We start from the raw sequence: 22,310 nt of genomic DNA, 5'->3' as shown, positions 1-22,310 counted from the left end.
TTAAATCTACAGCAATCCCCCTTCAATGGGGTAACTGCTGCGCTACATGATCATCTATCTTTAAAGAACTTCTATCGCCGCCGCATCGCGCTTGAGCTATTATACAGAACCGGAAAAAAACGGTCGTGTTATCTTGTTGTAATGTCCCTTTCGGGTTGGCAAAGGTAAGGAAGTTTTGGAAAAATCAAAAATTATTTTTTTTTATTTCCCGCCCGGATATCCCGGGACCCAATGCGCTCCCTCGCGGAGTGGGGCAAAGGTAAAAACTTTAACAATACACTCCAATAGTTTCCCCCTTTTTTAATCCCTGAAAAATACAACTATCTGGAAAACTGATGGATATTTTAAGTTGATCATCTATAGTAATCTCCGTTCACTACTTATTAAATACCCAGTATTTCTGCATCAAAAAATTAAATCCAAGTGATACAAGAATCTCTACGATGATTTTTGAGTAATAAGCGTTTGCAGAAAGATGATCCACTAGAAAAAATATACCTGTTGATTTCAGAAATATACTTCCTATGACGACTACTACAAATTTCGCCAATTGCTGACTAATAGGAGCATCAGTCTTATCGAAAGTCCAATAACGATTAATGGTAAAATTGAGCACCGCTCCCAAGGAGCCACTCATAATATTGGATAAATACGGGGTAATGTTTAGAATTTGTATACCAAAGGTGTAAACTCCAAAGTCGAACAAGCCACCAAGAAAAGCAGACACCTGTGCTTTCCCAAAGGAAAGAAAAAAGTCTCGTATTTTTGCTCTAGGCTTCTTTTTCATTTAAGGGTGCCTCCTTGCTCTTTTTTTCTGCCCAGTCTCGCTCATCCCCCATACCTAACAATTTTTTAGTATCTACGCAATTAATAATAAACAATGCGATACAAATGATTATCACCAAATAATTGATACTTCCCAAAAAGAGAATTTCACTCAGCAGCACGGCGCATATGATAATCCGAATCTCCGTCGGTCCTAATAAACCGGCATCAATAGTATACTTATCCGTTATACGGTAGCGCAGTTGCGAAATAATCATGGCCCAGCCGTACAAAGCTACAAGCGCAAAACCCGAATATTTAAAATCATCCGGCGCATAAAACACATATCCCAATCCGATCAAGACTGTGCTGATCCAGTCCATGACAATATCCAAAGCGAAGCCATACCACTTACGCGATTTATTCCGGTAATATGCAATACGCCCATCTAAGGAGTCTCCGAACCATTGTACAAAAAAGCCCACAATCCCCAGCAATAACCAAGGACGTGCAACATATTCTGCCAACAAAAAGCTCCCTAATATCATAAAAGACCCCAAGAGCCCTATTGCAGTTAAGCCATCTGAAGAAATCCAACTCGGAACACGTGGAACGAAATAAGAAATTAATTTCTGCTCTGATGAGCTTAAAACATTTGTTCTTTTCCGGTCTTGGAAAAGCTTTTTATTTATTTTTTGACTCATGCTCTACTCTTTAAAACCAATTATTTTGTTTATACCACCGCAAACTATCCGTCAGCCCCTTTTTTAAATCATATTTTGGTCGATAGCCTAACACCGTCTCTGCGTGATTTATATCACAAGCCCAATTTTCTGCTGTCAATTCTCCCAAACGCTCTGGATAAATAACCGGTGTTTTGGCCGAGTTGCTATATAACCATTGGGAAAGATGTGCCACACTTTTGACTATCGCATAAGGAACATGAATACGGAGAAGTCTTTTCCGAAATGTTTGTTTAAATATTTCAGCCATTTTGTACCGTGAATAAACATTTCCATCCGAAATATTAAATATATCTAATACAGCTTGGGAAGAATTACAGGCCTGCAAGAGAACCTCTGCTAGATCTTTTACGTACACAAAAGAGAGTTTTTGTGGCGCTCTTCCCACATAGGCATCAATACCTTTATTCATGGTATTGAATAGAATAAACAGATCTTTCTCTCTTGGGCCGTACACCGCTGTGGGACGGATAATAGAAATCGGCTTATCCGCAAACTTTGCCCGGATCAGTTTTTCTGCCTCCTGCTTACTGCGACCATACATCGTCACAGGACGATAAGGTGTCGATTCGTTTATCGGATCCTCGCGATAGGCTGATGGTCCAATAGCAGCCAAACTACTCACATATACCAATCGTGTAGGTGGATTCGGGGATTGAAACGCTGCTTGCAGTAACCGTTCCGTTACTCCTACATTAGCCTCAATCATTTCAGTTTCCGACTTCGCCTTCGTCATTGCCGCCGCATGAATAACATAATCATACTTTTCAGAAGCAAATAATGCGGCCCATGATTCGAGTTGATTGAAATTTGGATAAACAAATTTTTCAACGAATGGCGTGATATCTTTGATCTGACTAGATCTTCGCACCGCAGCATGAACCTGACAACCGGATTCATATGCTGTTGACACTAAATGAAACCCAACAAACCCACTTGCTCCGGTTACTAAAATCTTCTTCATTCCTTTACCTTATTCTATCAGCTAATGCGCGTCCAGTTTGTTGGACCAGCATCTTTATATAGATTTTTCGAACAGGCGATAGCGTTTATAGAATTCAGCATTAATTTGTTCGATGGCATGGTTCATCATATAATTATCATCTAACATCCACGAACATTCTGCTGCTTCAATCCCAGATGGAGTTGCGTTTTTTATAATACGGCCATATAAACAGGCTTCTATACCTAATTTCCTATACCCTTCTAATACTCCTAACATCAAGACACGAATCATTTTGGTCCGCTTAAGACCAAATAGCAATTTAAATATACCAAATGGTAATAGCCTGCCCTTTTTTATACGTATCAAAATCTCATTAATATTTGGAATCCCCAAAGCAAAACCAACGATCTCTTCTCCACGTTCTGCCACTATACAATACTTGGGATCCACAATCATTTTCAACTCTTTAGCAGTATAATCAAACTCTTCATTCGTCATAGGTACAAAACCTAAATTTTTGTCCCAAGCCTTATTATATACCTCTTTTATTTTTTTTGCTTCGTTCGCAAAATCTTTTAAATTAATCTGGCGCAAGACAATGTTAGATCTACTTAATCTTTCCTCTAACCGGTCTAACAGCAATACGGAACGTCGATTAGCTGTTTCTGTTTTGACAAGGTACGCGCGCAAATCTACTTTCTTACTGTAGCCGGCGCGCTCAATGAGTTCTATATAATAGGGAGGATTATAAGGCATCATTACCATAGGTGGTTTATCAAATCCATCCACCAGAAGTCCACACGTGTCATTCGTGGTAAGATTAATAGGACCGACAAGACAAGTTCCTCCTTTAGATTTCACCCAATGGGCCGCTGTATCCAATAAACTATTGGCTACATCTTGGTCGTTAACAGATTCAAAAAAACCGAATTGCCCCTCAGATACGTGATTGAATTTATTATGATTGGTATTCCATATTGCCAAAATACGCCCTACCAGCCTTCCATCCTTATAGGCAAGAAAGGGTTGAGCCGAAGAATGCTTATAAAAAGGGTGCTTATCCGATGACAACATATCCCTTTGTCCTAAAAACAATTCTGGCACGTAATTCGGATCCCTCGCATACAAATCATGCGGTAAATCTATAAACTGCGTAATTTGTTTTTTTGATTGGACAGGGACTACCTCTACCATTTCCTTTAATTTATAAAAGACTCGACTTCTAGCGTTTTGAATACTTTAGACATCTTATCCACGGCCTCGTCAATTTGATCAAAAGTATGCGTAGCCATTAATGAAAAGCGTATAAGTGATTCCTCAGCAGGTACCGCTGGTGCAACAACTGGATTAACAAAGACACCATTATCCTGAAGTAATTTAGTCACATAGTACGTTTTATCATTATTACGGATAAAGATAGGCAGAATAGGACTTTCTGTGTCTCCAAGATCGAAACCCTCGTCAAGTAAAAGTTGTTTTGCATACTCGGTATTTGCCCACAATCTTTCGATATGTTCCGGTTCGGTTTCAATAATCTCCAAGGCCTTTAATGTTGATGCTACCGAAGCAGGTGTCATACTGGCACTAAACATCAACGAACGCGCACGGTGTTTTAAATACTCAATAGTATCCGCATCAGCCGCTACAAAACCACCCAATGAAGCCAACGATTTACTGAATGTCCCCATAATAAGATCGACTTTATCTGTCAAACCGAAATGAGACGCTGTACCAGCACCTCGTTCTCCAATCACCCCCAAACTATGCGCATCATCACATAAAATAGCAGCGTCAAACTCATCCGCTACGGCAACTAATTCAGGCAGCTTTACGATATCGCCCTCCATACTGAAAATACCATCCGTCGCAATCAATTTGAAACTATCTTCCGGAAGCCGTGCGATCTTACTACGCAAATCTTGCATGTCGTTATGGGCATATTTAATAACTTTGGAAAACGACAACCGACTACCATCAATAATGGACGCATGATTTCGATCATCCAGCAAAATATAGTCGTTCCGTCCGGTCAGGCACGATAATGGCCCTAAATTAGATTGAAATCCCGTGCTAAATAATATAGCCGCTTCTTTTCCCACATAGGCCGCCAGCTTCTCCTCTAATTCGACATGTATATCCAGCGTTCCGTTTAAAAAGCGAGAGCCAGCACAACCGGTACCATATTTTTCCAAAGCATCCTGCGCTGCTTTTATGATCCTTGTATCTGTTGTCAACCCTAAATAAGAGTTTGAACCGAACATCAATACACGTTTCCCATCAATCACCACCTCTGTATCTTGTTTTGACTGAATTGGTCTAAAATAAGCATAGAGATTATTAGACTTAATGGGCTCTAGTTCACTTTGCAGAAACTTAGATGTTCTTTCACTTAACTTTCCCTTACTCATCTTGCAGGCGTTTGTATTTTATGTGACATAATTTCTTAATTCAACTTAATTTACCTTTTGACCAACTACACTTAATCGTCAAAAATAAATCAAAAAAACGAAATTGTACAATTTACCTTCTAATCAAACTGTTAACCATCTTGTTACTAATTGATAACTCTTTCAGAATGTTTTTTGTATTTTTTTCGTCTAAAAAAATCGGAGCAAACATACAAAATTCTCCCGACTCCCTTCCTTTGAAAAACCATATAAATATCATAAAATTAAATTATTGTTAAGATATTAGCAACAGTTTGTCGTGAAAAGTTCTATAAACCTATAAATTCATTATTTTCGCATTTAATTCAATTTTGGAATGGCGATATCGACAAATATAAATATCAAAAATAAACGTGCATCTTTCGAGTATCACTTGTTAGATAAATATGTGGCAGGGATATGCTTATTGGGTACGGAGATTAAATCTATTCGGGAAGGGAAAGCGAATATTAATGACAGCTTTTGTGCATTTTTTGAAGACGGTCTATACATTCGAAATATGCATATTGCCGAATATTCATTTGGTTCTTTCTACAACCACGAAGCTAAAAGGGACCGTAAACTCCTCCTTACAAAAAAAGAATTGAAAAAGCTAAAGGAAAAAGGCGAAGAAAAAGGTTTCACCATTGTACCGTTACGTATATTTATCAACGAACGTGGATATGCTAAGGTAGAAATTGCGCTCGCTCAGGGTAAAAAAGATTTTGATAAACGGGAAACCATTAAAGACCGAGAAAGCAAAAGAGAACTTGATCGTGCAATGAAAAGATAGTCTTCCTATATACTCACATATTCTCCAGGAGTCATCCCTTCCCGTTGTTTAAAAAGACGCGTAAAATAGTTCACATCAGAAAAACCGGACGAAAAGCACGCATCTTTAATACTACCGGATTGCTTTAGGATGTTTTTAGCATACGTCAGTCTTTCCTGTATAACAAATTCCATCAGACTAATACCGAACGCAGCTTTAAAATTCCGGGAAAGAGTACTTTTACTCATTCCGACGTGAGTACAGAGCTCCTCGACGGATAGCTTCTCTCCGATATTTTCCCTTATATAATATTTCAAATAAGTAAAAACAGAACTATTACTAGTCGTAGACTCTTCCAGCGCCAATAACCCTTGTGTTTGCATTATACGAATCATTAATTCTTTTAATACCAAATCGGCTAAAGCCTCCTTATGAAGATCGTTACCTAATGTCACTTGAAAAAGACGATTCGTTAGACGCGCCAACTCCTCACTATTGCTGAAATGAAATTGATTCAACTGGAAGCTCCAATTTAAACCATGCTCCTTTTTTGGATAGAATTCATTCAGATAATTAATAACTTCTGTAATCTTGTCGGAAGCTATGGTAATGGCCGTGCATTGAGTCGGTGCTTCTGTAGAAGCGTCGGGAAAGTCAATCAACATCTGTGTTTGTTCGGGCAACAAAAGCGTCTCGCCCGGGTAATAATCGAATGAAACTTTATCTTGAAGATGCATCACCTTCTTACCTTTAACCATATTAATAATAACCAGGTCATTAAAATGCAACGGAACTAACGCACTTTCTTCATAGGTTTCAAAAATATTAAGCTCAAAACTAGGCAATGTATATGCTCTCCGGCTTTCCACTAAACTATGAAGTTCTTTTGCACTTGTAAAAGGTAATGTCCTAAGATGATGTCTCTGTCGCATATTGCCTCCTATTGATAAAGGATCATATTCAAATATAAGTAATTCGGGATGATAGTCCAAGCTTTCCGATCAGCATACGTCCAAACAAAACAAGCACAAACAATATCCGAAACAACGAGTTATCTGTATCAATTGAAGCCACATTATCCAACGCACAACTTACACAATAATGCTACTATTTGACACAATAATGCTATAAAAAAGAGAAGCATGTACGTATATTTGTTCAGCTAACAACCACGTTAAAAAGGAGATAACATGAGTGCAATTAAAAGACCAGCGTTCAAAGAACGTTATGACAATTACATTGGCGGCGAATTCGTCGCTCCCGTTTTAGGAAAATATTTTGATAATATTTCGCCTGTAGACGGCAAAGTTTTTACACAAGCGGCACATTCCACGAAAGAAGATCTAGATCTGGCTGTTGACGCTGCAGCAAAGGCTTTTGAAACATGGAGCAAAACTTCCGCAACCGAACGGAGCAACATTCTCAACAAAATCGCCAATCGCATCGAAGAAAACCTCGAGTATATTGCAGCTGTAGAAACCATAGATAACGGCAAAGCGGTTCGAGAAACCTTAAATGCAGACATTCCTTTAGCCATCGATCACTTCCGTTATTTCGCAGGCGTAATTCGTGCCGAAGAGGGATCGTTAAACGAACTCGACGCGCAGACCGTATCTTTGATCGTTAATGAACCGATAGGTGTCGTCGCTCAAATCATCCCGTGGAACTTCCCTATTTTGATGGCGGTTTGGAAACTCGCACCGGCGCTAGCCGCTGGCTGTACCGTCGTCCTCAAACCCGCAGAAAGTACTCCGACATCCATTTTGGTACTGATGGAGTTGATCGGTGATTTAATTCCCCCAGGCGTAATCAATGTAGTAAATGGATTCGGTTCCGAATTAGGTAGAGCTCTCGTCACGAATCCGAAGGTAGCGAAAGCCGCATTTACCGGCTCAACGGCTACGGGCCGCATGGTGATGCAATATGCTACAGAAAATATTATTCCCGTAACGTTGGAATTAGGTGGAAAATCGCCCAATATCTTCTTCAATTCGGTAATGGATGACGATGATGCTTATTTGGATAAAGCGATAGAAGGCGCTGTACTATTTGCTTTAAATCAAGGAGAAATTTGTACCTGTCCATCCCGTTTATTAATCCAAGAAGATATTTACGATCGATTTATTGCTAAAGTGGTCGATCGCGTGAACCAAATCAAGGTGGGCGATCCACTAGATCCAACCACCATGATGGGCGCCCAAGCTTCTAAAATACAAAAAGACAAGATCATGTCCTACCTTCAATTAGGTAAAGAAGAGGGAGCGGAAGTCTTGACTGGAGGTGATGTTAATCACGTAGGAGGTGGATTCGAAGACGGTTATTACATTCAACCGACGCTCTTCAAAGGCCATAACAAAATGCGTATTTTCCAAGAAGAAATATTTGGCCCCGTGCTTGCCGTCACAACATTCAAAGATGAACAAGAGGCGATTGAAATCGCTAACGACACCTTATACGGATTAGGCGCGGGCGTGTGGACAAGAGATGCCCATCAGCTTTATCAAGTCCCTCGCGCGATTAAGGCTGGGCGAGTATGGGTAAACCAATATCACTCTTATCCCGCTGGCGCACCATTCGGCGGATATAAACAGTCAGGTATCGGTCGTGAAAATCACAAGATGATGCTCGCGTATTATCCTCAGACCAAGAACATGCTAATTTCTTATAGCAAGGAAAAATTAGGCTTCTTTTAATATTAAACAACAAATATCTATCGTTAGGGGCGTATCTACGTCCCTAACGTATCTTTTAACTTAACGCACTCATCATGATCAAACGGATAGATACAACCGATAAGGCAAAAGAACTCATACACGAATTAGTTCAAAAACATGGCGACCTCATGTTTTATCAAGCCGGCGGATGCTGCGAAGGTACGCAGCCACAATGTTTTGAAAAAGGCGGGTTTTTTCCGCGTATGAACGATGCGATGATTGGGTTAGTCGAAGGATATGAGTTTTGGATTGACCGGGATTTGTTCGAATATTGGAAATATTCACATTTTACATTGGACGTACTGGATGGATTTGGCCCCGGCGGGTTCTCCTTAGAAACCCCAATGGGTAAAACATTTAAAGTACATTATCGGTTGTTCACAGAAGAAGAACTAAAAGATTTGGCACCAGTTATTCGCAGTGAATAACGACCATAGTTACAATACCGGAATAGGATTTTTATCTTCTCCTAAAGCAACGAATGTAAACATCCCCTGAATAGCTAATTCTCTTCCCTCTTCATACATTTTTTCTAAATATACCTCGACTTTTACCTTAACACTAGTACGACCAACATTATGTACACGTGCTACAGCTTCGATGATACTGCCCGACGGAATAGCTTTCTCAAAGTCAATCCGATCCGTTGAAACTGTCACCAGACGCTTGCGACAAAACCGCGTTGCCGCCATAAACGACACTTCATCCATAATCGCCATGGCCTTACCGCCAAATAACGTATCGTGGTGATTTGTCAAAAAAGGAAACACAGTCGTACATAACCGTGTTTCTGATTCTTCTATTCTTTCTTCTAATGTCATTTTTAGCGTGATTCGTACCTAGGATTCCACGTCAATTCCAATACCTTTCAGCAATAACGATGCATTGAAAATGGTACAGCGTCCATGTTTTAATTTATAATCAAAAAGCATTTCGCCTTCTTCTACACGAATATCAAAATGGTAGTTTTGTACCTTACCTACATTTTCCTCTTCCAATGACGCCAATTGTAAATCGTGCGTCGCCACCATTCCTTTACCTTCCATTGCAATCAATTTACGGATAATGGCTCGGGATCCAAGGTATTTATCCACCGAGTTAGTTCCACGCAACATCTCATCGATAAGAAAAAAGCTATTTTTATCCTCCTTCACCGTCTCCAAAATAAACTTCATTCTATCCAATTCTGCTTTAAAGGTAGAAGTACTCTCATTTAAAGAATCTCTTATCCGCATATAGGAAATAAGGTTATATATAGGCAATTTAAATCTCGCGGCACATGTTACTGCTCCGGCGTAAGCCAAAACCGCGTTAATGCCGATGGTTCGAAGAAACGTACTTTTGCCTGCCATATTTGACCCCGTAATCAAAGCAATACGATGGTGCGCGTTATCATAGTCATTCGCTATAGATTGGCCTGTGGGAATCAGAGGGTGTGAAATTTCCACTGCTAAAATCTTATCTGCTGCTGTGTCGCTTAGCAATTCGGGGTTAGCCCAAGAAGGATGATTACGCTTTAATATAGCCAATGAATTTAGCGCTTCAAATCCTGCAATAACATCAAAGGCTTCCAAAATATCTGCTTCGTATCTCGATTTCCATTGTACAATCTTCATGACATATTTAAAATCCCACAGCAAGATTATATTGAGGATCGCGCCCATGAGCATATTATTTCGCGCATCTAGATTATTGATGAGTGTTGATAGTTCCCGAAAGGCAGCAGAAAGTGGCTTGCCTCCAACACCTAATTGTTGTTGCAAACGTTGGTTTTCTGCCGCTTCAAATGTTTTTTCTTCAATCAATGTCAATCCTTCCGCATAGGCTGCCAAAATTTGTCCGACTTTATCTATCCTGCTAGAAAACAACCCGACTTTGCCAGCCAATCCCAGCGTCCAGAACAAATGCATTAATCCCAATAACGACAATCCCGTCCATATAGGCGTCACTAGCAGCGAAAATAATACGCCCGAAAGTAAGACATAAGGAGCGGCAGGCACGTACAAACGCATAAATACATTACCAAATGCTAAACTAGACCCTTTAAAATAACGTAACAAAAAAGATTTGACTTCTATCTTCTGATGGATATTAAATAGGAGTTTCGACTGGAAGTTCTGGCTCCAATCTAGATCCTCGGCTATTTCGGCTACCGCTTTTTGTCTACCTTCTATCTCCTGTTTCGTGGCCGCACCTTGCAGCCAACCCGCTAATTTAGCAATGCCCAGAGCTGTCGCACATCGATTGATCAACGAAAACAAAGAGAATTGGCCAAAAATATCTAAATCAGATGTATAAGGATGGCGATCGTCTTCAAAATTTGCCCCCTCACTATAGAGTGTTCGACGGGTATCTCGCAGTGTAATTTCGTTTTCATTGACCTTTAAAAAAGCCTCCGCCTCAGCACGCTGTTTTTCCAATTTACTCTGCCTTCTTATTAGAAACGCAAATACGAATACAATGACTAAAACAGCTAATAATAACAACAACAGGTTTTCCTGTTGAATCAGATAAAATAATAAACCACCGCCTCCAATTATGACAAATAAACGGGCAAAACTATTTTGATTTATCGATTTATGCAGACGTTGGATTTGGTCCTTCGTCCGTTGAATGCGTTCTTGATATTTGTTATAGATCATTCTTATTAATACTTCTTACCACTTACCAAGCCTGGTCTCCTACGAGTGGAACAAAACGGAATGTATCCAGTTCTATACGCTCAAAATCATTTTCTCCTACTCGCAAGATCGTTACCATTTTTTGGAATTTCTCATCGCCTACCGGAATAACCAATAGCCCTCCGTATTTCAATTGTTTCAGCATCACTTCGGGTACAAAAGGCGCCCCAGCAGTTACAATAATTTTATCGTAGAGTGCGTGCTCAGCAATACCTCGTGAGCCATCCCCCAAGAAAAAATGTGGTTTATATCCCATGTAAGGCAACACCTGAATGGTTCGACCGTATAAACTTTCCTGGCGCTCAATAGTGTATACGTTTGCCCCTAATTCCATCAAAATACAAGTTTGATAACCCGATCCTGTTCCGATCTCTAATATTTTGTCTCCTTTTTTAACGTGGAGCAACTCGGATTGATAAGCAACGGTATACGGTTGAGAGATAGTTTGACCATCACCAATTGGAAACGCAATATCTCGATAGGCCTGATTCCAGAAGGTCTCATCAAAGAAAAAGTGACGAGGCACTTTTCCAATAGCCTGCAATACCCGCTTATCCTCTATTCCCCGTTTTTCCAGATGTTTTACGAGTTGTTTCCTCGCGCCTCTTTCCCGATAGTTGTCTACAAACTTATAAGCCATTATACCCCAAAAATACCATTGTTAATAGACATTTCATCTATTTATTTTTCTTTTTAATGGCTGATAAGAGCTCGAGTAAATAATCATTCCCTTATGTGTTAATGCTATTTACAGCTCGGTTTCGTGTATTAAAATGCAAAATGTTTTAGTTCAATACGATAAAAACATGTAGTTTCGCTATATTGCATTTTATGTTAAGGATGGGCCGGTGTCCTTAACACTTAAATACTGTAAAAACACAAAAAAATGAAAAAACTGTGTTTCTTTATTCTTTTATCCATCAGTGCGGTATCTATTACTTTTGCGCAAAGCGTAAAAGGCGACCGCAACGGCGACGGTATTGTCAAAATTTTAGCGATAGGCAATAGTTTCTCCGAAGATGCCATCGAAAATTACCTATACGATCTGGCAACCAGTACTGATAAAAAAACAATCATTGCCAATCTGTATATCGGCGGAGCTCCGTTGTCGTTACATCTAAAGAATGTCAACGAGGATGCGAATAAATATCGTTACCGTAAAACTGGGCTCGATGGCAAGAAAAACACCACACAGGCCGTCAGTATATCCCACACACTAAGCGATGAAAACTGGGATTATATAAGTTTCCAACAGGCCAGCCCACTTTCAGGAAAATACGATGTGATCATGGAAAGCCTACCCCAGCTTGTAAACTATGTGCGTGAAAAGGTAGATGCCGAAACACAATTTGTTTATCACCAGACATGGGCTTATCAACATGATTCCGATCATAAAGGTTTCGCAAACTATAATCGTGACCAGCTCACCATGTACAAAGCAATTGTGGATGTCTCTAAAAAAGTATCCAAACTCGGCGATTTTAAATACATAATTCCTGCGGGTACAGCTATCCAAAATGCGCGTACCAGTTCCATGGGGGATACTTTCACCCGTGACGGCTATCACCTCCATTTAGATTACGGCCGTTTTACAGCTGCTTGTACTTGGTATGAGAAGATCTTTGGAAAAGATGTACGTAAAAACTCCTATAAGCCGGAGAAGGTGACGGAATTACAAGCGAAAATAGCAAAAGAAGCCGCTCATAAGGCCGTCAAGAAGCCGTATAAAGTATCTAAAGTGAAGTTGTAAAAGGAAACCGAAGAGAAAAATTAAAACTAAGTCATCTGATATCCGAACGCTTTCGGTCTGACCATCGTTTCCCGATACAACCTACCGAAGCGATCGGTGACTTTTATCTCCAACGTACTCGTAGGCGATGATGCCTTTACCTTAAACATGTGTGCCGTGTTGGCTGTCACAAAATCGGCTGTTGGTACAGCATTCACGTTGAGCCGCTGTGCGGAATAAGAGACAATATGCAACGGATCCCGGACGGATACACGGGTGACCGTTAAAGGTGTTCCACCTTCCGTCACTTCTATTTGCCAGTTCTTGTCATAGTTCCATACATTAATCAACACTTCATTGTTTGAATTTGCATTGGCATATTCTACGGCATACGTATTCCATGCAGAGCCGGTATAACTTGGCGCAAATTCCTCTTTGGTGAGATGTACCTTGTTTAAGTCATACGCTCTGAATTGGTAATCCGTATCGTGACCAATGCCCTTATATGTCCATTTTAAATCATTTCCATCTATCTCCCATATAGCATATCCTCCCGGTGCACCGTCTTTGCAGATGTGATTTTGGGCTGCATAACTAGGATGTCCTGTCCACCACCATGTCGCACAGACAGCAGCCGTATTATGTTCCATAATAGCAGGTGTAACATCGCGTTCGACGTTATAATTGATATGAGTATGCCCGGTCAGCAAGTGTACTTTTGTAAATCCGTTCAGTGCATCAATAAATTCCTGCGCATTGCTAAGGCGGTAATTGGTTGTTTCGTTTCCACCGGACAATCCTGGGTTTGTATGGAGCTGAATATGCATAGAAATAACTATTGGCGTACTCATATCCGTTATCATTGCTAAATCTTTTTTCAACCATGAAATTTGATTAGCAACGAGTTTTGCATTGTAATTTCTGTCGTTGGTATTGAGATATTCTATATTGTCTAACACGATATAATGTACTTTGCCGATATTGAACGAGTAATACGTAGGACCAAGCACATCCCGGAATTTATCTTCGGCACCCCAGTCGGTGAAAAATTTAGGGTCATTGTCGTGATTGCCCATCGTGTTGAATACCATCGTATTGATTTTATTCATTTCTGTAAGATACTGCGGAAGGCCAAAACCGAAACCGTCCCAGTAGGTTTCCCAAGTCATATCACCTAGCGTCAAGGCATACACTTTCGTACCCGTATTCTTATATGCATCAATAGTTTGATTGATATCTTTTAAGAAGCCCTGTTGAAACTGATCCACATCTCTTGTATTACTTCTATTGGCCAAATGCATATCGCCTAACACCATAAGGACGTGCTTGTTGTTGTTAACAGCTGTCAATTCAAAATCTCTAGTTTCTACCACATTGGCCGCTTGGGTAAGCCGTTGAAAAAACTGCGGCGCTTTTCCAGTTGTAGCTACCTCATAGTTACCGGGGATAGATACAAATACATATTTCCCCCTCTTGGTAGAAGGCAGATAATAAATACCATTTTCGTCTGTTTTTGTTACGTCAACACCATCGGACACGACCACGTTGGCAAGACCAACACCGGCAGCATAGACGGATCCTTTTATGGTCATACCCTCTTTGTCGGGAATATGGGCATTAAAGTATATATTGATCACCGTCGAGCCTAACATGGACGATTGTGCACCACGCTTTACAGTCACCCTATACGTGTTTCCCGAGATTAAAGCTTCGGGCAAAGCAATGGTCATATTATTATCCGTGACCGCCTTTGCATCCACCGTATATCTGTTAGTCAAATATTCGAATATAATATGATCTCCTTCCGCAAATCCCCGACCTTGAATAACCAAATCCGCTCCCTTATTGGTATCTATGCGGGCAGGTATAACCACACCCATAATAGCCAGTTTGCCATCATCATTTCTATCTGGATCGGGAGTTGGTTGGGGATCGGGTTGCGGTGAAGATTTTGAGCAACTATATAAACTAAATGTTAATCCAAGACCGGTAATAAAGGAGTTCTGGATAAAAGTACGACGGGTATAATGGCCGCTTTTTTTCATTTTTAAGGGAAAAATTGAGTCGTTAAATAATCTAACTGCTCGAGATTTAAACCCCGAGCAGTTAGATTATGTAATATTCAGATTGATTATCTTTTTTTAACGGTGACGATAATGTCATCCAAGAATATACGGTTTTTATTAATTGGTGCACCGGTCGCTTCACGCAAATCTAAAGCTCCACCCAAGAAGCGGATTTGTGTCTCAGCGGTAGCACCCGTGATCACAAAAGATCGCTCTGTTTCCTTTGCTTTCCAGATCTCTGTACAGTTTGGATCTGCGGAATAATCTGGCCAGTTGTCGATGTTAAATTCATCCACGCTGACTGCTCCTGGACCAATCACGCTCACATACAGACGTGTATCATCTTTTGTACCGCCTGCAGTCATATAAGGTACAGCTTTAAATCTGACTTCTAAATTTTTCGCACCTTCTACTTCATTTAACTTGGGCGAAATAAAATCAGATCCATAATTCGTCTTGCCAAGCTTCACAAACCCCTGACGTGCATACGTTGATGTAATGCCATCTGCGGACGGTGAAGTTGTCCAACCTCGTGCTTTTTGTTCGATAGTCCAGTTGTCTATTCTTGTCTCACCACCTGTAGTATAGAAAATAGGACTTCCATAACTTAACCAATCAAAATACTCCTCTAAAATCACTATCACATTTTCTTGCGTGATAAGCAATGACTCTGTCTGTAACACATCGTCAAGATAAAAGTTTAAGTTAACAGTCCGAACATCCCCGGGGTTTATATCCGCACTCAGTTGAATAGGCGTATCTCCCGTTCCTTGCATGGGTTCAATTTGAATCCAATCGGCGTCTTCATCTGACAGTTCCGCTCTCCATGCCCCTGTAGCACGTATTACACGACGTTCTGTAAGACCAGTTTCCGAGATTTGCAGCCCCGTCTCAGCACCTTCAATATAAATAAACGTTTGGCCTTCCTCAGTCTCTCCACCAGTAGCCGCTGCCTGCTGAATTTTGAGTACATCATTTTGTAACTGTCCTTCGACAGCAAAAAACAAGGTTGTAGTACGTACTTCTGAAGTAGTGTTCTTAGACACGTTCACCGTGAAAGTACCATCTCCATTTCCTTCTGCCGGATCGATTTTTAACCATCTTTCTTTGCGTAAAGGTTCGATCTTCCAATTTCCATTAGCCTGAAAAGTAAATGTTTCGGAAGATCCTTGCTCAGGAATTGTAAGCGTTTCAGGGTTATCTTTCAGTTCAAATGCTCCCCTCTGGTCATCCTCTTTCGTGCAGGACACGGACAATATAATAAAAAGTACACAAAAGGTATAGATTACCTTAGATAGGTTCCCTACATTGTAATAGTTAGTTGCGCTCATGAATTCAATATATTTTTATCTTATCTGCATTTCTACCCGTTCTTTTATCACCTGTGTGATACCGTCCAAGGTATACTCGTACGATAGCAGGAATACGTTTGTTTTTCTTCCAAAAGCTTCTTCGACCAGAAAAACATTCGGATACTTCGGGTCATTATCTAATTGGACAATCTCTATATCCTTATACGGTTTGATTGTCACCTTGTTAAACTCGTCCACTTCCAATATGACGGATTTTTTATTGATTTCCGCTACCTTGGACTCATACAGTTCGTTGCCTGCAACCATCCGTACACTATTATAAGTCAGCGGAAAAAGTTGTTTGTTTGCCGCAACGGGTATCTCGCCGTCTTTTATCCCCGTCATCGTATACCTAGAATTCGTCACCTGCGAGGCATACTCGTTCTCAAAAGACACCTGATAAAGCATGGTATTTTTATTGGGATTGATTTCCACACCCGAAATATCGGAGACTTTTAAACCGATAAAATACGTCGAATCGGGTGACAACCCCTCCGGACGTAGCTTTATCATGGTTCGTCCCGTACGCTCGCCTGCTTTAATCACTATCTTATCGTCAAGAAGCTCATATTTGTCGGCCGGTACCAGTTTGGCATACAAATCCTCTGCGGCGTCAAAATTAGACCAATTGTATTCTTCCAAAGGCTCAGGATCTTCCTGCAATCCGATTACCATATCCTGTTCAGGAGCATGCGTACCACCGACAGACGCGACGACATAACCGATAATTTCGTCTCCGGTCAACTTTACGACTTCCTGAAAAACGTTGTAACTGTCACTGCTGATCAAAGAGACTTCATTTTTATACATCTCCTTCTCGAAAACTTCATTGTCCTTACAGGCCGTAAACATCGCCATGAGTGCAAGAATTGCTATATATCTTCTTTTCATTTCTTTCTTTTTTCGTCTTATTCTAATTATAGCCCGGATTTTGGTCGACCGAAGGTAGGTTTCTCAATTCGTCTTGCGGTAAGGGTACCCAATTCGCTCGTTTGTTGACTTCTCTGGTCAGGAAAGAGGAAGTTCCTGGAATGACACGTCTGTAATACGCCTCTTTGGTAGCACCGTCGGGGTTCATTCCCATAATGGGCTCGCGTTCAGTCTCCTCATATATACCCCACCGACGCACATCATAAAAACGTCGATTTTCCCATAAAAACTCCACCATGCGCTCTCGTTCGATTTGCTTTTGCACTTCCGTTTGATTGGCTAGCTGGCTAGCTGATAAGCCCGGTAGCCCTGCACGATAACGAATCAGATTAAATGCATTTTTAATCTCGTCTGTATTTCGGCTCAAAGTATACGATTTTTCATCCAGCTGCACGGTATGGGAACCTGTTAGGTTATTGAGTGCTTCCGCATACGACAATAGGATTTCAGCATACCGGATCATCGCGTAGAATTTAGGTAGTTGTCGCGCTCCGGTACCATTTTTTGCGTCGTAGGGGTGAACCCATTTCTTAATCACATATCCTGTTATCGGGTAATTCGGGGAACTCGCACTTACGCCACCACGTCCGTCCAGATCCTGAAAATAGTACTTGGCCGTGTGATTGTATAGTGTCGTGGAGGACAGCGCCTGCCATACGGCCTCGTTGAATCCTACAGAGGCGTAAAAACGCATCTCCCGGTTGGCATACATCTTAAACACACCCGCATTGAGGGGATAACCAGAGAAGCTTCTCGATTGTTCGGTAAACAGGTCATTAAACGTACTGCCGGAAGGAAGATCGGCAACAGTTTCAAAATAGGTATCTCCACGTGCTTCCTGTATAGTCCTACCGTCATCCATCAAGTAAGCGTCTACCACTTTTTGCGTAACACAGAAGCGTCCCCAGCCACCAAGCGTTGGCGGGAGCGCGCCCTGATTTAGATCCGAATTGATATACGGAGCACTTTTTCCCCAGATAATCTCTGGATTAATCGCCGCAACAGATTCACCGGTAAAAATATCCGAATAGGACTTAAATGCGTCAATACCGGACGCACCATTAGGATAAGGCTTATAAAAGTCGAGATCCGAGGTGATATTTGCTGGCAGAACAGGTGTTTTTTCATCTGCCGGAACCGTATAAAGCTTATATTGCCCCATATCCATCACCCGTTTAGCGGCGGCTGCCGCTACTGCCCAACGGGTTTCGTCATATTGTTGAGAAACATAGTGAACCCCGTCGGTCTTACGCGTCCAATTACTGAAGTACGAACGGGCAGCAGCGCCACCATTATACAACGGACTAGCGTGTATCAGACGCAAACGGGCGACCAAAGCCAGTGCCGCGCCTTTGGTCGGACGTCCAAAGTTCAAAAGCCCCACATCCGCCGGCATCAATTGTGCCGCTTTTTCCAATTCTCCACAAGTATAATCCATCGCTTCGTCGTAGGTCGCCCGCGGACGGTCATAATATTCCATGGTCTCGTTTGTGTTAAGCACTTCATCTCCTACCAATATCGGAGGACCATAATCCACTAAAATATTGTAGTAAGCATAAGCGCGTATGAAGCGCGTGTACCCTTCGATTCGTTGGCGATCTATAGTCGTCATATCGGCCGGCCGTTCAAGGTTCTGCAAAATGAGGTTACATTTTCGGATAATTATATAATATTTGCCCCATTGGTTGAGTCCTCCAAATTTAGTCGGGGAGATGTTCCCGGTAGCGAAATCCATCCCATAATATATATTGGTCGTTCCTGCACCGGTCAGCCCGTTGAAGGCCTCATCCGTTGCCATAGGACCAGGTGTATAATTGCTCCGGATCGTTCTCGCTTCGTCATTGAACTCCGCAGCAGCCCCCCACATATAGGCTTCCATATTTCGGATATTGTTGAATGCCTCATCGATATTAAATTCATCGTCAAAGTATTCGTCGATATTCAGATAATCCTTGCAGGATGTCGCCATAACGATCAATTGGACGACGATAACTGCTTTCACTATTTTATTTATGATTGATGTTCTCATATCCTTCATTCTATCTGTATTAAAAATTGATATACGCTTGTAATGAATATGTGGACGGTATCGGATACTTACGTCCGTTCCACGCGGCTTGTTCGGGATCAAATATTTTCACGTTGTCCCATATATAGAGATTATTTCCTACAAATTGCAAATCCATAGATGTAACCCCGATACGTTTCAACAATGCCGGACTGACACGGTAACTCAGGGTGATCTCCTGCAATCGTATATAGCGAGCGTCGTCTTGCCAAAATGAGGACAGCTGCGTATTGTTATTATTTTTACCATATTGCAATCGTGGGAAACGGGCGTCCGGATTTTCTGCCAACGAAAGATCTATGCCCTGTTGCAACGCGTATTCACGCGGAATCCACCGATTTGCAGGGTCGTTTGCCAACGTGATTACATTACCTTCAGTACCGTTATAAAACGGCATATACCCCATACCGTTAATCTCTGTCACACCTTTATAAGTTTTAGGCATGCCTACATAATAGAATGGCGTTCGTCCGGTTCCTTTGAACAGCACACCTAACGACAGATTCTTGTAACGAAACTCGCCACCAAAACCGTACATTAGCAAGGGATAGTCACTATGGGTCAAAGGCACTTTATCCAGCGTATTGATTACACCATCACCGTTAACATCTTTGTATTTGATATCGCCTGGCATAACCGTACCGAAAGTCTGTTGGGGACTGTATTTAACGTCGTCTTCGTCCTTAAACAGCCCTAAGGCTTGATAGCCACGGATGGAGCCATACGGAAAGCCATTGTATTCCAGGTAAGGATATTCCATATAAGACTGTTCCCAATTTTGCACGATGTTTTTAGAATAAGTGAAATTACCCCGTACCGTAAAACCGAAGTCAGGCGTTACCTGCATATTGTAGCTGATATTTCCATCCGCACCCGTGCTTTTCATCCGACCGACATTGGCATAGGGATTGGTCACAACTCCCACATATTTGGGAACCTGTACACGCTGCTGGAAGATACCATTACGTTGATCCTGAAAGAAATCAACGACAAAATCTATTTTATTATTGAAGAGTTTCCCCTCAATCCCCAGATTAGACTTGATCGCTCTTTCCCAAGCTAGATTATCCGCTCCAATACGAGTTTCCGTAATGGTTTCTATACCGCTGCCCCCCCATACAGAACTGAACCCTTGATCGGCTTTTGTCAAATATGGAAAACGAACATCGTTAATGATACGGTCGTTACCCACTGTACCATAGGATGCCCGGATCTTGAAGTAATTTAGCCAAGGCGCCTTTTCTTGCATAAATTCATAGCTTGTAGGCACCCAACCCAATGCAACCGAAGGGAAAAAGCCGTACTGCCTGCCCGGCTGAAAGTTTTCGGAACCGGTGTATCCAAAGTTCACATCCAATAAGTAGGTATCGCGGAAACCATAGGTTAACCTACTGGACACCCCTTGATAACGCAAAGGAATAGCAGTTAAATTGTTGACCGCATCTTGGGTGTTTTTGGCATCACTAACATAATAATAAATTAATGCAGACGTGCGGTGGTCGTCACCGAATTTCTGGTCATAATTGATCATGGATTCGAAGTGGTACTTGCGGTACTGTCGTGTGTCCTTACCATAAATAGCCGCACGTTCCTGCACGGTTTCTTTCATGATGAGCGACCCGTCATAATCCCGACCCATTGCCTGATAGAGAGCTGGCTGCACCCATCTACGCTCAAAAAATCTACTGTGGATATCATAGGCTCCTTGTACACGGAATTTGAGTCCATCAAGAATAGAAGAAAGATCCTGGTCTAAAGAAAGGGTCGTTTTCCCTTTATACCATTGCTCAGAGGCTTTTCCGGTACGGTTGATCAAAACATAGGGAGACGATCCTGCTCCACTTCCCATGGCGGGCAACATCCCATTAGTATATTGTGTGGGGATAGCAAGGGGCGTGAGCCCTGATTGTGCAGCCCATATATAATCCGTATTGGATACCCCGGGTTGATTCAATTGGGATAGATAGCCATCTGATCCTAGGTATACTTTTGTAGTCGGGGTAAGGTTAATATCCAAGTTGATCCGATAGTTATAAGTATTGAAACCTACATTTGAGCTGTACGGACTGCCTTTATCCACTTTGTAAGCAGCCGTTTCACTGTTACCACCCAAGCTCAGAAAATAACGGGCAACCTCAGATCCTCCGCGTCCGCTGACATAATAGCTTTGGCGCCAAAAGCTATTGTTAAGAATTTCATCTTGCCAGCTGACATCCGGATACATATCAGGATCTAGGCCGTGCTGGATGATACCTAACTCCGTGTCAGTATAAACGGGTGACTCGTTCCGAGCAAAAGCTGCTTCATTAGCCAATTGCGCATAATCATAAGCACGTAGGTACTGTGGCAGTCGATTAAGACGGGAAAGCGTCGTGTTGGCACGTCCGGTAATCTGTATACGGTCAACAGTACCTCTCTTGGTTGTGACTAATACCACGCCGTTTGCCCCCCGAACACCATATACAGCAGTCGCCGACGCATCTTTCAGTATAGAGAAGCTTTCAACATCAGCCGGGTCGATCGTATTCAGGTCACCTTCCAGTCCGTCGATCAAAACCAACGCACTGCTATTGGCACCAAAGGTACCGATACCCCGTACCCAAAAGTCTGCAATATTCTGTCCCGGTTCCCCGCTGGTCTGCATGGAAATCACGCCGGCTGCCCGTCCACCAAGCAAGTTGGCAATAGAAGGTGCAGGAGATTGCAGATCCTTGACGTCCACTGTCGTAATTGCTCCAACAGAACTGATTTTCCGTTGTTGCGCTCCCAGACCGACCACAACGACTTCCTCGATAGCATCGCCCTTTTCGGAGAGCGAGATGGTCAAATTGGTATTCGATTCTGTCGCTAAGTGTTCTACAGGATTATATCCTACATAGCTGAATACAACCCTATCACCATACACGGCTTGAATACTAAATTTTCCATTGTCATCGGTGGATGTCCCTGCCGCAGATTTATCTTTGAGATAAACGGACACATTAGATAGTGGTTCACCATTTTCGTTGATGACGGTACCACCAATCGTTAATTCTTTTGGTTGCTGTGCAAAGGTTGCCGTGAGCCATAGGAACGGCAGCATGCACAAAACATACATGATTCTCATTATTATAGTAGG

The 22,310-nt window shown here is 41.8% G+C and carries 18 protein-coding genes; 4 read left to right on the top strand and 14 right to left on the bottom strand.

Going from position 1 to position 22,310, the window contains the following annotated elements; translation table 11 throughout:
- Window positions 1-376: 376 nt before the first annotated feature.
- The 5 genes from LKO28_RS12005 to spt are packed head-to-tail and all read right to left on the bottom strand — an operon-like array spanning window position 377 to window position 4,862.
- Window positions 377-787, bottom strand: coding sequence for a GtrA family protein (locus LKO28_RS12005; RefSeq protein ID WP_227695123.1), 411 nt, complete (start codon window positions 785-787; stop codon window positions 377-379).
- Window positions 771-1,469 (bottom strand): CDP-alcohol phosphatidyltransferase family protein, encoded by a 699-nt coding sequence (locus tag LKO28_RS12000; protein WP_227695121.1) that lies wholly within the window; start codon window positions 1,467-1,469, stop codon window positions 771-773. Before LKO28_RS12000 ends, LKO28_RS12005 begins: the two co-directional genes overlap by 17 nt.
- A 10-nt stretch (window positions 1,470-1,479) precedes the next feature.
- Window positions 1,480-2,472 (bottom strand): NAD-dependent epimerase/dehydratase family protein, encoded by a 993-nt coding sequence (locus tag LKO28_RS11995; protein WP_227695119.1) that lies wholly within the window; start codon window positions 2,470-2,472, stop codon window positions 1,480-1,482.
- A 54-nt stretch (window positions 2,473-2,526) separates the two neighbouring features.
- Window positions 2,527-3,648: a hypothetical protein gene (locus LKO28_RS11990; protein ID WP_227695118.1), complete on the bottom strand. Its 1,122-nt coding sequence runs from the start codon at window positions 3,646-3,648 to the stop codon at window positions 2,527-2,529.
- 5 nt (window positions 3,649-3,653) lie between these two features.
- Window positions 3,654-4,862, bottom strand: coding sequence for a serine palmitoyltransferase (gene spt / locus LKO28_RS11985; RefSeq protein ID WP_227695116.1), 1,209 nt, complete (start codon window positions 4,860-4,862; stop codon window positions 3,654-3,656).
- Window positions 4,863-5,217: 355 nt separating this feature from the next.
- Between spt and smpB the strand changes: the two genes are divergently transcribed.
- Window positions 5,218-5,673 (top strand): SsrA-binding protein SmpB, encoded by a 456-nt coding sequence (smpB, locus tag LKO28_RS11980; protein ID WP_227695114.1) that lies wholly within the window; start codon window positions 5,218-5,220, stop codon window positions 5,671-5,673.
- A 5-nt stretch (window positions 5,674-5,678) separates the two neighbouring features.
- Here smpB and LKO28_RS11975 read toward each other — a convergent pair whose 3' ends face one another.
- Window positions 5,679-6,584: an AraC family transcriptional regulator gene (locus LKO28_RS11975; RefSeq protein WP_227695113.1), complete on the bottom strand. Its 906-nt coding sequence runs from the start codon at window positions 6,582-6,584 to the stop codon at window positions 5,679-5,681.
- A 258-nt stretch (window positions 6,585-6,842) separates the two neighbouring features.
- Between LKO28_RS11975 and LKO28_RS11970 the strand changes: the two genes are divergently transcribed.
- Window positions 6,843-8,345 carry an aldehyde dehydrogenase family protein gene (locus tag LKO28_RS11970; RefSeq protein WP_227695112.1) on the top strand — a complete coding sequence of 501 codons (1,503 nt, stop codon included), beginning with the start codon at window positions 6,843-6,845 and terminating at the stop codon, window positions 8,343-8,345.
- Window positions 8,346-8,419: 74 nt separating this feature from the next.
- Window positions 8,420-8,794 (top strand): DUF779 domain-containing protein, encoded by a 375-nt coding sequence (locus tag LKO28_RS11965; RefSeq protein WP_227695111.1) that lies wholly within the window; start codon window positions 8,420-8,422, stop codon window positions 8,792-8,794.
- 9 nt (window positions 8,795-8,803) lie between these two features.
- Here LKO28_RS11965 and LKO28_RS11960 read toward each other — a convergent pair whose 3' ends face one another.
- From LKO28_RS11960 to LKO28_RS11950, 3 genes are read right to left on the bottom strand one after another with little or no spacing between them, the layout of a single operon-like run.
- Window positions 8,804-9,187 carry an acyl-CoA thioesterase gene (locus LKO28_RS11960; RefSeq protein ID WP_227695109.1) on the bottom strand — a complete coding sequence of 128 codons (384 nt, stop codon included), beginning with the start codon at window positions 9,185-9,187 and terminating at the stop codon, window positions 8,804-8,806.
- A gap of 18 nt (window positions 9,188-9,205) precedes the next feature.
- Window positions 9,206-11,008, bottom strand: coding sequence for a MutS-related protein (locus LKO28_RS11955; protein ID WP_227695108.1), 1,803 nt, complete (start codon window positions 11,006-11,008; stop codon window positions 9,206-9,208).
- A gap of 22 nt (window positions 11,009-11,030) precedes the next feature.
- Entirely contained in the window at window positions 11,031-11,687 is a 657-nt protein-coding gene (locus LKO28_RS11950; RefSeq protein ID WP_227695107.1) for a protein-L-isoaspartate(D-aspartate) O-methyltransferase, read from the bottom strand.
- A gap of 246 nt (window positions 11,688-11,933) precedes the next feature.
- On the opposite strand from LKO28_RS11950, the gene LKO28_RS11945 reads away from it, so the two are divergent.
- On the top strand, window positions 11,934-12,797 hold the full coding sequence (locus tag LKO28_RS11945) for a DUF4886 domain-containing protein (RefSeq protein ID WP_227695106.1): 864 nt from the start codon (window positions 11,934-11,936) through the stop codon (window positions 12,795-12,797).
- 26 nt (window positions 12,798-12,823) lie between these two features.
- On the opposite strand, the gene LKO28_RS11940 is transcribed toward LKO28_RS11945, so the two are convergent.
- The 5 genes from LKO28_RS11940 to LKO28_RS11920 all read right to left on the bottom strand — a co-directional run bounded on the left by LKO28_RS11940 (window position 12,824) and on the right by LKO28_RS11920 (window position 22,289).
- On the bottom strand, window positions 12,824-14,821 hold the full coding sequence (locus LKO28_RS11940; protein ID WP_227695105.1) for a calcineurin-like phosphoesterase C-terminal domain-containing protein: 1,998 nt from the start codon (window positions 14,819-14,821) through the stop codon (window positions 12,824-12,826).
- 86 nt (window positions 14,822-14,907) lie between these two features.
- Window positions 14,908-16,173 carry a BACON domain-containing protein gene (locus LKO28_RS11935; RefSeq protein ID WP_227695104.1) on the bottom strand — a complete coding sequence of 422 codons (1,266 nt, stop codon included), beginning with the start codon at window positions 16,171-16,173 and terminating at the stop codon, window positions 14,908-14,910.
- Between the two features lie 15 nt (window positions 16,174-16,188).
- Window positions 16,189-17,085, bottom strand: a complete 897-nt coding sequence (locus LKO28_RS11930) for a BT_3044 domain-containing protein (RefSeq protein WP_130143165.1) — start codon at window positions 17,083-17,085, stop codon at window positions 16,189-16,191.
- A 22-nt stretch (window positions 17,086-17,107) separates the two neighbouring features.
- On the bottom strand, window positions 17,108-19,153 hold the full coding sequence (locus LKO28_RS11925) for a RagB/SusD family nutrient uptake outer membrane protein (protein ID WP_227695103.1): 2,046 nt from the start codon (window positions 19,151-19,153) through the stop codon (window positions 17,108-17,110).
- Window positions 19,154-19,172: 19 nt separating this feature from the next.
- Window positions 19,173-22,289 (bottom strand): SusC/RagA family TonB-linked outer membrane protein, encoded by a 3,117-nt coding sequence (locus LKO28_RS11920; protein WP_227695102.1) that lies wholly within the window; start codon window positions 22,287-22,289, stop codon window positions 19,173-19,175.
- Between the last annotated feature and the right edge of the window lie 21 nt (window positions 22,290-22,310).

Source organism: Sphingobacterium sp. FBM7-1 (genome assembly GCF_020687765.1).
Taxonomy (GTDB): Bacteria; Bacteroidota; Bacteroidia; order Sphingobacteriales; family Sphingobacteriaceae; genus Sphingobacterium.
Note: the sequence above shows the minus strand (reverse complement) of the source record. Positions and strands in the feature narration are given on the sequence as shown.